This window comes from Oribacterium asaccharolyticum ACB7 (assembly GCF_000238075.1).
Lineage (GTDB): Bacteria > Bacillota > Clostridia > Lachnospirales > Lachnospiraceae > Oribacterium > Oribacterium asaccharolyticum.
On record NZ_JH414506.1, the window covers coordinates 284916 to 297760 of the forward strand.

The window sequence follows — 12845 nt, forward strand, 5'->3', positions numbered from 1 at the left end:
CTCCTTAAAAAAGCTCTTTTCCCTCATTTTCTACCGCCGGTAGAACATCAATATTCTCATTTAACTCTCTGTATACACTTATCCTGCGAGGCGTCTCCGTTCTCTATCCAGTTTCTCACGCTCTTCGTATCCTCTTCTTCCTCTTTTGTGAGAACAGGATACGACTCTTCTCTCCACGCATATTCTAAGCGAGACTGATTCACTTTCACAAGGAGGTATTCCGGAAGACTCTCTTGCGTTTTTGTTAAATTTGCAAATTCCGGCTCTATCAGGATACCAAGGTTTGCCATTTGTATGAGCATTTCTTTCGCGCGCGCTTCCCTCTCCTCCTCCAGGAAGGATTTTTCTATGTAAATGTAATCCGTCTTCGCCCATTTTAAAAACCAGGCAAAGTAAAGCGGATCGTCGTAGAGTCCCGGACTTCCTCCGGAACCCTCCACATCGGTAATGCTCTCCACTACACAGGGAATCCTATAGCAATCCGGTGTTTCCGAAACGGCAAGGACATGATTCCTCGGGTTTTCCGCCATTTTCAAAAACAGGGGCAGACTTCCCCGCTCCGCCTGCTTCTCCATTTCTACGGAAAGGTGATCATAATAGCCCTTATTTATTGGATCAATGGGCGTGAAGCCTACTGCCCCGGCCCAGGAAGTTACCAGTGTTGTAAGAAGCGCAGGCAAATAAAGAAACGGAGCAAGCAAAATCCTCCATTTCCTCTTTTGCCTTTCTTCTTCCTTTTTCCATAGCGGACTTCCAAATGCAAGAAGAAGTGCCAAGCACTCCCATAAACTATAGTAATTTCCGTCAATCTGCCAGAGCATAACAAAGCTCAGAAGGGAGAAAAAGCTAATCAGAAAAAAAACAAGCGGAAGCTCTATGTCCTTCACGTCCCCCTTTTCTTTTTTTCTCCCCGATGAGAACCTGCGAAGAATCATTTTCAAAGCATTTCCGGCGGCAAGGAAGAGAATGGTCGGAAAAGCAATTCCGCTCCAGGCAATACCGACATGCGCCATGTCCTCCCCCACCGGATAAAACAGGAAGAAAAAGAGTCTTTTTCCAAAAGAAAGGAGCGTCTCTTGCAGAGAAAGTGCCCCGCTGTAATCCACATGCGCGTCCAGATTAAAGGGCCACTTCACGGAAAATCCCATGGCTTTGAAAATTCCGGTAAAGGTAGTCGAAAAGGGAAGACCGGTAATCCAAAAAGTGCGAAGGGTAATCAGACAAGTAAAAAGAAGAGAGACAAAGAGCAAGGCCGTGGATCCCTCTTTTTTCGTGCCAAAGGGATGGAAGTACCTTTTTTCTTCCGGCTCCCCTTTTCCAAAGAAAAATGTACCGATTGTTCCCTTAATCAAACTATCCAGAAAAAATCCGATGAAAAGCAAGGTACTGAATACCACCGCTGTGGGTTTTAGACTATAAGTTAAAATCAGCATCGAAAGACTGTTCTTTCTCTCTCCTTTCCCATAGAAATAGAGGCTCAAAAGCTGTAAAAGAAGAGTGAGATTATCGGTTTTCATGGTGATTGCCATATTTCCAACAGACGAAAAAAAGAAAAAGGTCAAAATCCCCAAAGCAAGCTCAGCGTCTTTTCGGTCTCTTAAAAGGAAGTAAAGCACAAAGGCAATCGCAATGTATATCCAGATTTGAAAAGCCAATAAAAAACCGTACCCCGGAAAAAAAGAAAGCGGAGCGGTCAAGAGTTCCAATCCTTTTGGATAACTGTAGACAGCATTGATTAAGCCATGAGAGGAAAAAAAAGCTTGCACGAAAGATAAAATGCCTCCACCTTTCCCTTCCGGAGAAAATAAAATCCATGCACTTCTCAGTCCGTAACGAAGAGAATCATAGTCCAAAGCAATATTACTGCGACTGATTTGAATGAGCACAAAGGGCAGAGCCAAAAATGCTGCCGTCTTGTCTTTTTCGGAATAACGGAAAGAAGTACATCTTTGAAGAAAATGATTTATTTTTCCGGAAAGGAAATAGCAAAGAATCGATGCCAGAAAGAAAAAGTAAAAAAAAGAAAATAAAAGCGGAAGAAGAAAACGGTGTAGATAAGACGTAAGAAGAAGGGGAAAAGAGAGGAAAAAAAGAAGCGCTCTTCTGCTACGCAATGTTGTTTTCCGCAATAACAAAATAAAAAAACTGTAAAGCAGAAAAATGCCCGTTTCTCCCAGAGCGAGCAAATTTTTTTTCTCCAGCAGACGCTCCCCATTTCCGCTATCCACAAAAAAACGGCAAAAGAAAAAGAATGAACAACAAAGCAAGAAGAGACAGACCATTTTCTCTCCCCACACTTCTCTATTGTCACTCCCTTTTCTCAATGCATTCTTCATCCTTTTCTGTTCCGTAATCTACTCCAGTACAAATCCATACTTTAAGGGATCATTTTTCTCCATCACAAAATGGTTAAATGCAGTGATATAGGCCGATCCGGTAATTTGCGGAATAACCGCATCATATCCTCCCACCTTCGCGGTATCCAGAATTTTTCCTTCAAAAATAGTCCCCAGAATAGACTCGTAGTAAAACGGCTCTCCGACCTTTAACTCTCCTCTCGCAAAAAGAGTTGCCATCTTAGCGGAAGTTCCTGTCCCGCAGGGAGAGCGATCCACCTGTCCTTTCCCGAAAACCACGCAATTCTTTAATGTTGCTCCCTTTGTTTCCGTTTCAGACCACCACTCTACCAGATCCACCGTATGAATATGAGAAAGGGTGGGATGCATCACCGGAATCTCTCGATTGATGATTTCCCGCAAGGCGATTCCCAGCTCTTTTAACTTCTCCGCATTTTCCGGAACGATGGAAAGCCCCACCTGCTCGGCTTTTACAATGGCGAAGAAAGATCCTCCGAACGAAATATCAAAGCGAATTCTCCCGTATCCGGGAAGCTCCACCTCCTGATCCTGTTTATAGAGAAAGGAGGGAACATTCTGAAAGCTGACTGTCTTCGCCTTATCCCCTTCCACCAAAACTTCGCCGTGAATCATTCCGGCAGGAGCTTCCTGCACAATCTTTGTAATCGGCTCGGTGACTTCCACCATCCCGGTCTCTACCGCTACTGTCATTGCCCCGATAGTACCGTGTCCGCACATGTTGAGGTATCCGCCTCCGTCCATGAAAATGATACCGTAATCCGCTTCCTCTGTAGTGGGGGCGGTAAGAATGGCGCCGAACATATCATTGTGTCCTCGGGGCTCCAACATCAATGCAGTCCGAAGATAGTCCATCCGGCTCTCCAGCCATTCCTTCTTTTCCGGCATAGACTTTCCCGGAATCTTAGGGATTCCCCCTACGACAACTCTGGTTGACTCTCCTGCTGTATGAGAGTCTACCGCATAAACACTTTTTGTTAATCCCATTCTTCTTTACCCCACCGCTACTCTATTCTTCTTTTCCATAAATCTTTTTGACATTTTCCAACTTGGAACTCATATTTTCCAGAAGACAGTCCAGAATCACAACTGCTGTCATGGCTTCCACAACGACACAGGCACGCTCCACAACCGTAGGATCATGTCTTCCCTTAATTTCTATCGTAATCGGCTCTCCGTCTTCCTTCACCGTTTTTTGTGCCTTACTGATGGATGGAGTCGGCTTAAAACTCGCTTTTAAGACTATTTCCGCACCGTCGCTCATTCCCCCAAGGATTCCACCGCTGTGATTGCTTTCTTTTCTCAGCCTTAAACATGCACTGTCCTTATTCAGTTCGTCATCTTCCTCTACGAAAAAAGCATCGTTGTTTTCCGAACCAAGAGAACGGCTCACTAAGATGCCGTCTCCGATTTCTACCGCCTTTACCGCGCCTATGGACATCACCGCCTGCGCCAGACGGGCATCCAGCTTATCAAACACCGGCTCTCCGATTCCCGGGCAAAGCCCGTTTACTTTGCAGGTTACAACACCGCCCGCGGAATCGCCTTCCGCCCGAAGCGATAAAATTCGCCGATCCGCTTCTTCCTTTCCCTCGGAAGTAGCAAGACTGATTCCGGCAAGCTCACTGACTTCCGCTTCCACCGTAATGTGAAGTTCCTGTAAAAGTTTCTTTGCTATAGCTCCCGCTGCCACTCTACTGAGAGTTTCTCTTCCTGAAGAACGCCCCCCTCCGCGATAATCCCGAAAACCGTACTTACTGAAAAAACCGTAATCGGCATGCCCCGGCCTGAAGCTCTCCGCAATCGCTCCATAATCCTTCGATCGCTGGTCTTCATTTCGTACCAAAAGCGCAATCGGTGTTCCGGTTGTGCGCCCGCAAAAAGTACCGGACAGGATTTCCACCCTGTCTTCCTCTTTTCTCTGAGTCATCTTTAAATTTTTACCGGGTCTTCTTCTCTCCAAGTACGGCTGAATATCCTCTTCCGAAAGAGGAAGTCCCGCAGGACAGCCGTCTACAATAACACCCAAGGCTTTCCCATGAGACTCCCCAAAGGTACTGATACGGAAAATTTTTCCAAAACTGCTTCCGCCCATACTACTCCTTAAAAATTTTTCACTCTCCCATCCACCGCTAATCCGGTCTGCAATCCGTGAATCGTCTTCTAGCCCGTACACTTTACCATGCAAATACAATTCGGCTCGTCTATCGCCAGTTCCCTTGCGCTCATGGAAAGAAGGCCGTGCTCATAATCCACATTCAGGAAGGTAATGGTTCCGCTCTCATTGTTTGCCACCGCAATGTGCTTTTCATCCGGGAAGATACAGAAATCCTTCGGATACTCTCCGCCAATCGGCAAGCTTCCCTTCATGGTCAAAAGTCCCGTCTTAAAATCTCTTCCGTAAATGGAAATCGTATTAATCCCCGCATTGGAAACAAAGAGGTGCGAGGCTTCAGTATCCGGTGAAAAACGCATTTGACAAGCAGCAATCAGAGGGTCTCTGTCCTTTTCATTGAAGGTGGAAATCGTCTGAATCTTCTCGAAGGAAACCTCATCTCCATCCTCTTCTTCATGAAATGCATAGACATCGATTACATTTTTTAATTCATAAAGAAGGTACAGATACCTTCTATCCGGGCTAAAACGGAAATGTCTCGGACCGGATTGCAATTCACAGCGGAGGGTATCAATCTGGCGCATCCTGCCGTCCGCCTTGTCAAAACGAAATACCTTAACCTGATCTATTCCCAGGTCCGCAATCAAAATGTACTTCTGGTCATCGGTCATTCTTGCACAGGAAATATGGGGGCGGAAAGTTCGCTCCGCAACGGAACCGATTCCCTGATCATATACACCGTCAATAATATCTCCCACCGAACCGTCCGGATTCAAAGAGAGTAAAGTGGCTTTTCCATCATGATAACCGGAGACCATGAGATACTTCCCGCTCTTATCTACAGAAAGATGACATCCTCTCATTCCGCGAATGTTTTTTGTGTTTAATTTGCTTAATCCTCCGTTTCCCATGATACGGAAGGCAATAACACCTTCGTCCGCTATGGAATAGAGTGTTTTTTCATCTCTGGATGCCACCATATAGGAGGAATTGTTTACTTCAACTTCCGTCCGCTTCGTAAACTTTCCCCTCTCCATATCCACATCACAGATGGTAATTCCCTTTGCCGAACCCGTGTAAGAATAAGAACCTATATAAGCCACATATTTTGAGCGCATGATCTTCCCCCTTTGACACTGAGTACTTGCTGTTTCGTTGCTTTATATTCTAGCAAAATTTATGCCCCGTTAATAGCTTTTTTTACAGCCTCCTTACTTTTATTCCAATTTTTCCTGAAATCCTTCCATTTCCGCTGTCTAGCCTGCATAAGCCATGCCTTCAAAGAGTTCCTCCGCCTCTACTCCGTTTACTTTCGTTATCCAATTCTCCATATCCCGTTCCATTCGAATCCTGTAAAGCGGACCGTTATAATCGAATTGACCGGAATCATTTAACTTATAGTAACTGCTGTCTCCTCCCCAGTTTTCTTTATCCACATATTTTTCTTCAATAATCCGCATGTCGACAAAGCTTTCGTTGTCGCTATACAGAAACAGAAGGTAGGAATTTGCAGGAATAACACTTTCTTTTACCACATTTCCTTTAGCATCCACTTCCGGGGCGGGAATATCCTTAAGGGTTCTCAGAACATGGTTACTGGTGACTCTGTATCTGTTTCCGTCAGGTCTTGGATAAGCCTCCTTATCCAGCACCCAATCAATTTCTACCGAATTGGTACTTAAAACATCATTTCTCCCTGATCCGCAAAAGCCCGCCGCATCACTGAAATTCTCCTCTTCATAGCGGTGCGTTTCAATATTTCCCTCATTTCTCCAGGTATAGTATTTGGTCGAAAGGTCCGTTGCCCAATATTCTCCTTCCTTTTTTTCCATCGTAGAAAGGTCCAATCGATAAAGAAGGGTTATATCGTCCTCTGCACTCACAAATACGTACATATAATATTTTCCGGACTTCTTAACAATATAGGCTCTTCCGTCAAAGCCCTCCAGAGGTTCGCTTTCTCTGCCGCTTGCAACAGCGGAAAAATCCAGATACGCACTGTTTGCATCTTCACTTTTCTTCTTAAGGTAAACCGCTTCCCTCTTGCCGTCTCCGTCTATATCCAAATCCAGATGCATGTCACCAATAAGAGGGATGACATAGTCCTCTTCCGTCTTCGTATATCTTTCTTCAAATACATTCCTTGCTTCCTCAAAATATACCGTAAGGACTGCCGGCTCCCTACGAGACTTTCCGTATTCATAAATATCGAGATAAACGGAAACGCCTTCCTGATTGACCGTCCACGTAAGCTCACTCCCCTTTTCCTTAATCTTATCAAGAAGCTCCGGCGGAAATTCGGTATCCGTTCCAACTGACTCTTTGGCTCTTTTTTCCGCCAGCATGAAAAATTTGTCCGTATCCTTCACTACATCGGAAAAGCTGAGTCTTTTTCCGCTTCTTGTATCAAAATTCATAGCACTTCGACTATATTCCATTCCGCTTCCGGTATAATCGGTTGACTTGGAAAGGAGAACGCTGACAATTGCCTTGTCTGCCCGAATAAGTTCGCAATTCGTCTTACTTTCCGGCGTATTCCCCGAGGAACTGAGCACATTCTTCTTGGCTTCCTCGGAAGAGTTACTGCTATTTTCCAATTCCGCACGTTCTTTTTGATAAAGTTCCTCTACCTCTTTGTTGTATTCCGCAAAGGCCTTGTCAAGCGCCTTGAATGCTTTTCCTTCCTTCAATTTTAGTTTTGTGCTTTCAATTTGATATAAGTAGTGGTAGTCCGAATCACTGTGCGTCTCTCCCTCCACTGCAAAAAGAATATGAGGCAGACCTCGAAGCACAGCTTCTTCCCCGTCTTCTTCCGCCTTCTTTTCCTTTTCTCCCCTTCGTTCTTCTTTGTCCTTTTTCTTTGTTTGCTCCCGTTCTTCCGTTTCCTTTCTTGTATCCTCCTTTTCCGCTCTCTTACAAGCTGTCGGAACAAGGCAAAGAAGTAAAAGCAAAATCGCAACGGTTCTGTATCTAAGTTTCATCTCATCCTCCTGCTTTCCTCTCAACGAGAACCGACACGCTCTCAAGTGGTCCTCGCTAAGAAGAAAGATAATTTTTCGTAAATTGTTTTTTATTTTAACATTTTTCATCGGCATTTTGAACGGAATTTCCCTCGTTCGCATTTTTCTCTTCTCTTTCTGCCAGTTTTCTTTGAATATCCACAATATTTCTCCTTCCGAGATTTCGTACATTCGCTAAATCTTCTTCCGAAAGCATCTTCAGTTTCTCTACGCTGTCAACGCCCGCACGCTTTAAGCACTCATAAGAACGCACCATTAAATGTAATTCTTCAATCGGGGTAAATGTTTCCAAATTCTTTTCCATCTCTCTTTTCCTTTCTTTGTCCATCAATTCGTTTACGGGTATCGTTTTAAAAAACAGCGCAAAAAAACCGCTGTTTCGATGGAGCTTCGAAAGGACAGACTCCCCCCTCGGAGCTCCAATCGACATACATCAAAACAGCGGCTTCTAATTAACCGATTCAATTTTCAAAGCTGATAATACAGTAGAAAACAGGAATTGACAAGCGGTATTCTCATTTTTTCCGATGATATTTTTATTTTCTCCGATGATATTTTTCAGCCATCTCTACGATGCCTTCAATATCTTCCAGCGATTATTATACTTGGCCTCATTTTCCTCTCCAAGGTAAGTATAGACCTCTCCCTTTTTCAGGACCTCTTTCATATCCGGGAAAACGGCTTTATTTTCCGTATAGCTCTTATCCAAAAGAGCAAGGGCACCCACGTTTGGCGTAGGATAAGTAATGTACTCGAAGTTCTTTGCAGCAATGTCCGGACGACAAAGGAAATCCATCCACTTCTCCGCATTTTCCTTATGTTTTGCATTCCAAGGAATCACCCAGCCGTCAAACCAGACATTCGTTCCTTCCTCCGGAATGGCATAGTCAATTTCAACATCGGTTCCCTCCAGTTCTCCCTGCACATAGAGAATTTCCCCGGAATAGATGACACCGACCGCAGCCTCTTCTCCAATCATCTTATCTCTTACCTGATCCACCACATAGGCCTGTACCAGGGGCTTCTGTTTGATCAAGTCTTGTAAGGCTTCATCCAGCTCCGCATCACTCACGGTATTCATGGAATGCCCCTCTTTTTTCAGAGCCACCATAAAGGCATCCCGCACAGAATCCTGCATGAGAATCTCTCCCTTTAACTTCGGATTCCATAAATCCGCCCACTTGGTCGGGTAGGGCACACCGAGATCGTCCAGCATTTTCTTGTTATAAAGAATCCCTACCGTCCCCGTAGTGTAGGGCACAACATATTTGTTTCCCGGGTCGAACTGCTCACACATCTTCATGTAGTCCTTCCCGATTTCCTTAATGTTTGGGACATTGTTAAAGTCGACCTCCTGCAAGAGATGATTCTGCATCATTTTTTCTATCATATAGTCGGAAGGACAAACCGCATCATAAACCACCCCTCCTGCCTGAATTACCGGATACATCTCCTCGTTGGTTTCAAAGGTATCATAAATTACTTTGATTCCCGTTTCCTCCTCGAAAAGCTTCGGTACCTCAGGGTCAATATACTCTCCCGCATTGTACACCATAACGACATTGTCGCCCTGTGCATCCGCCTGTCCTTCTTGCTCTGTTGTGTCTGTATTATTCTTTCCGCATGCTACAAAAAAAACGGACGTAAGACAAATGCAAAGCAGCGAAAGAACTGCAATCTTACGAGAGCGTCCGCAGACGGATCGTTCTCCTTTTATATGTTTCATGATTTTTAACATATGATATTCCTTTTCCTGATTCTATATTTTTATACTTTATAAGAGCTGTGCTTTACGCAGTCCTCTCCTTCTTCCGCTCAAAAAACCCCGGTGCAAAGTTCGCACAAAGTAAAACCACAAAAACCGTCACAAAAATCAGGGTAGACAGGGCATACATCGTCGGCTTGATTCCCTTTCTTGCCTCGGAATACACAAGGGTGGAAATGGTATCGATACCCGCACCTCTGGTAAAGTGCGTAATGATAAAGTCATCGAGGCTCATGGTAAAGGCCAATAAAAAACCGGATAAAACTCCCGGCATAATATCCGGAAGCACCACCTTGAAAAAGGCATAAAGTGGGCTCGCCCCGAGGTCAAGAGCCGCCTCATAGCTTACCTGCGAGCTCTGCCTGATCTTCGGAAGCACCGACAAAAGGACATAGGGCAGGTTAAAGGTAATATGGGAAATGAGTATCGTGTTAAATCCCAAGGTAAAGCGAAAAGCAATAAACATCAGCATTAAAGAAATACCGGTCACGATGTCGGCATTCAGCATCGGGACATTCGTCACCCCGATAATCAAATTTCTCGGCAACTTCTTCATTTTCCGAATCGCAATCGCCGCCATGGTTCCCAGCACTGTTGCAATAAAAGCAGACAAAAACGCAATAATCAGCGTATTCTTTAAGGCTTGCAAGATGGCCTCATCCTGAAACATCTCCGCATACCACCGGAGACTAAAGCCGGAAAAATGAGCCCTGCTTCGTCCCGCATTAAAGGAAAGCACGCTCAGCATAAATATAGGTGCATAAAGAAAAAGTACCACAAAGCCGAGATACCCGTTTTCCAGCCATTTTTTTCCTCTTTTTTCCATCAGAACATCGCCCCCTCTCCATTGTCATAGCGGGAAAGGATCGCCATGGAAAGAATGATAAAGAGCATGAGAATCATGGAAAGTCCGGAGCCTACATTCCAGTTGGAATTCGTCGTAAATTCCTGCTCGATGACATTTCCGATCAGGTAAATCTTTCCGCCTCCGAGGATGTTCGAAATGGCAAAGGTAGTCAATGCCGGAACAAAAACCATGGTCACTCCGGAAACAATACCCGGAACGGAAAGCGGTAAGATCACCTTCCAAAGCGTAGTGAAGAAGCTTGCACCAAGGTCATAAGCCGCATCAATCGTATTGTCGTCAATTTTACTTAAAGTATTGTAAATCGGTAAAATCATAAAAGGCAAAAAGTCATAGACCATACCGAGAATGATGGCATAGGGGGTGTTAATCAGGTTTTGCCTCGGTAAATGGAGGAAGAGCAAAAATTCATTCAGCACTCCTTTTCTCTCGAGTAAGGTCTGCCACGCAAGAATCCGGAGCAGGGAATTCATCCACATAGGAAGAATAAAAACAAACGCCACAAAAGAGCCCTTCCCGATTTTCTTATTGCGAAGAATCAAAGCAAGCGGAAAAGCAAAAACAAAACAAAGCACCGTACTTGCAAAAGAAAGAAGCAGTGCCAAAACCAGGGGCTTGTAATTTTCCCACAGTAAAATCTGCCCAACATTTTCCAGCGTAAAGGTCCCGGACTTTGTCGTAAAGGCATAGTAAATCACCATTACCAACGGAATGACAATAAAACCACACATCCAAGTGAGGTAGGGTGTGGCCAGTAAGGTATTCTCTTTATTCTTCAACGCCGATAGCCTCCTCGTCCTCAGACTCGGGCTTATTCATAATCTGAATATTGGAAGGTCTGACATAGAGTCCCACCTTCTTTCCCGGCTCATGCATCTCCGTGGAATGCACTAACCACTCAAAGCCGTCTTCGGTGGTGCATTCCATCTCGTAGATTTCTCCTTTGAAAATGATGTGCGTCATCGTTCCCTTAAGAATCGCACGATCGTCTCCGTCTTCCAAAATTTCCACGTCCTCCGGTCGGATTACCACGTCGACCGGCTTGTTTCTGCCAAAGCCCTCATCAATACAGGGGAAGTTTGCACCAAAAATTTGTACCAGTCTATCTTCTAACATAACGCCCGGTACGATATTGGAATCGCCGATAAAATCCGCCACAAAAGCATTTTCCGGCTCATTGTAAATCTGCTCGGGGGATCCGGCCTGCTGGATATAACCCTGATTCATCACCACCACATAATCGGACATAGTCAATGCCTCTTCCTGATCATGAGTGACATAGATAAAGGTAATTCCCAATTCATTTTTCAAGCGAATCAGTTCGTATTGCATCTCCTGCCTAAGCTTTAAGTCCAAAGCCCCCAAGGGTTCGTCCAAAAGTAGGACTCTGGGCTCATTCACGATCGCTCTTGCTATGGCAATTCTTTGCTGCTGTCCACCGGAAAGCGAAGTCACGGAACGTTTCTCATAGCCTTGTAAGTTCACAAGCTTCAAGGCATATTGAATCTTATCCCGAATATACTCCTCCGTATTTTTTTCGTATTCTGAGTCCGAAGGCAATATTGTCCGCAATATTCATATGAGGAAATAAGGCATATTTCTGAAATACCGTATTTAACTGCCGTTTGTTCGCCGGCAAATTGGTAATGTCTTTTCCCTCAAATAATACCTGCCCTTTATCAGGCTGTACGAAGCCTCCGATGATACGAAGCGTAGTGGTCTTTCCGCAGCCCGAAGGTCCGAGCAAAGTCACAAAACTGTTCTCTCTTATGGAAAGGTTGAGATCATCCAAAATCAACTCTCCATCAAAAGATTTGGTAATTCCCCTTAAATCAATCAGCGTTTTTTCCAACTCATAAAAACCCCCTTCTCTGTTTTTTACTGCAATGGCAGCAATGACCCTATTGTATCAAAAACAACGCTATTTACAATCTATGAAGGAAAAAAATTTATGCATTATTTTCCGGCCGTACTTTGGTATTCCGAGGGGCTCTTTCCCACCAGCTTCTTAAAGGTCGTTGAAAAATAGGTAATATCTCGATATCCCGCCATTTCCGCAACCTCATAGACCTTATACTTTCCGCTCTTTAAGGCAAGAGCAGCCTTCTGTATCCTGCATCCGGTTATATAACTTAAGATGGTTTGCCCTGTTTCTCTCTTAAAAGTATGACTGAGATGCCCCTCGCTGATGCCCAGCTTCTCGGCAATTTCCCCTACCGTAAGGTCCGGGTTTCCCGAATGGAGCGAAATGTACTCTGCCGCTTCCGAAATATAGCGACTCATTCCTTCCGGTTTTAATTCTGAAAATGTAAGAGGTTTCTCCTTCTGCTCCCCCTCTTTCTTCTTTATCCGAAGAATGGCCTCCTCCAGTTCTCCGTCATGAAAGGGCTTCAAAAGATAATCCACAGCGCCAAGACGCAGTGCACTTTGTGCATAAGAAAACTGGTCATAGGCAGTCAGTACAATGACTGCCGCTTCATTCCCTTCTTCTCTCAATTTTTTCAGCATTTCCAGACCGTCCATTTTGGGCATCCGAAGGTCCGTAATAATCAAGTCCGGATGCAAGTCCGAGACGGCTTTAAGTCCCTCTTCTCCATTTTCCGCTTCTCCTACAACCATACAGTTAAGAGCACCCCAATTTACCGTCATGCGTATCCCTTTTCGAATTAAGTTTTCATCTTCTACAAGCAGAACTTTCCACATT

General features: G+C 44.6%; 10 protein-coding genes and 1 pseudogene. All 11 read right to left on the minus strand.

The window, feature by feature from the left end; translation table 11 throughout:
- Positions 1–56: 56 nt before the first annotated feature.
- The 11 genes and pseudogenes from HMPREF9624_RS09170 to HMPREF9624_RS09220 all read right to left on the minus strand — a co-directional run bounded on the left by HMPREF9624_RS09170 (position 57) and on the right by HMPREF9624_RS09220 (position 12844).
- Positions 57–2114, minus strand: coding sequence for a hypothetical protein (locus HMPREF9624_RS09170; protein ID WP_242822641.1), 2058 nt, complete (start codon positions 2112–2114; stop codon positions 57–59).
- A gap of 240 nt (positions 2115–2354) precedes the next feature.
- On the minus strand, positions 2355–3362 hold the full coding sequence (locus tag HMPREF9624_RS09175; RefSeq protein WP_009537494.1) for a proline racemase: 1008 nt from the start codon (positions 3360–3362) through the stop codon (positions 2355–2357).
- 22 nt (positions 3363–3384) lie between these two features.
- Positions 3385–4470, minus strand: coding sequence for a chorismate synthase (gene aroC / locus HMPREF9624_RS09180; RefSeq protein ID WP_009537495.1), 1086 nt, complete (start codon positions 4468–4470; stop codon positions 3385–3387).
- A 68-nt stretch (positions 4471–4538) separates the two neighbouring features.
- Positions 4539–5609 carry a lactonase family protein gene (locus HMPREF9624_RS09185; protein ID WP_009537496.1) on the minus strand — a complete coding sequence of 357 codons (1071 nt, stop codon included), beginning with the start codon at positions 5607–5609 and terminating at the stop codon, positions 4539–4541.
- 138 nt (positions 5610–5747) lie between these two features.
- Positions 5748–7472: a hypothetical protein gene (locus HMPREF9624_RS09190; protein ID WP_009537497.1), complete on the minus strand. Its 1725-nt coding sequence runs from the start codon at positions 7470–7472 to the stop codon at positions 5748–5750.
- A gap of 94 nt (positions 7473–7566) precedes the next feature.
- The gene (locus HMPREF9624_RS09195) at positions 7567–7815 is read right to left on the minus strand and encodes a DNA-directed RNA polymerase subunit alpha C-terminal domain-containing protein (RefSeq protein WP_009537498.1); all 249 of its coding nucleotides are present in this window, start codon (positions 7813–7815) and stop codon (positions 7567–7569) included.
- A 264-nt stretch (positions 7816–8079) separates the two neighbouring features.
- The gene (locus HMPREF9624_RS09200) at positions 8080–9249 is read right to left on the minus strand and encodes an ABC transporter substrate-binding protein (protein ID WP_009537499.1); all 1170 of its coding nucleotides are present in this window, start codon (positions 9247–9249) and stop codon (positions 8080–8082) included.
- Positions 9250–9301: 52 nt separating this feature from the next.
- Positions 9302–10102, minus strand: a complete 801-nt coding sequence (locus HMPREF9624_RS09205; protein WP_009537500.1) for an ABC transporter permease — start codon at positions 10100–10102, stop codon at positions 9302–9304.
- Positions 10102–10920: an ABC transporter permease gene (locus tag HMPREF9624_RS09210; RefSeq protein WP_009537501.1), complete on the minus strand. Its 819-nt coding sequence runs from the start codon at positions 10918–10920 to the stop codon at positions 10102–10104. The genes HMPREF9624_RS09205 and HMPREF9624_RS09210 overlap by 1 nt, the downstream gene beginning before the upstream one ends.
- A pseudogene (locus HMPREF9624_RS09215) lies at positions 10910–11993 on the minus strand (ABC transporter ATP-binding protein). Before HMPREF9624_RS09215 ends, HMPREF9624_RS09210 begins: the two are co-directional and overlap by 11 nt.
- A gap of 104 nt (positions 11994–12097) precedes the next feature.
- Positions 12098–12844, minus strand: a complete 747-nt coding sequence (locus tag HMPREF9624_RS09220) for a response regulator transcription factor (RefSeq protein ID WP_009537504.1) — start codon at positions 12842–12844, stop codon at positions 12098–12100.
- Position 12845: the final 1 nt, after the last annotated feature.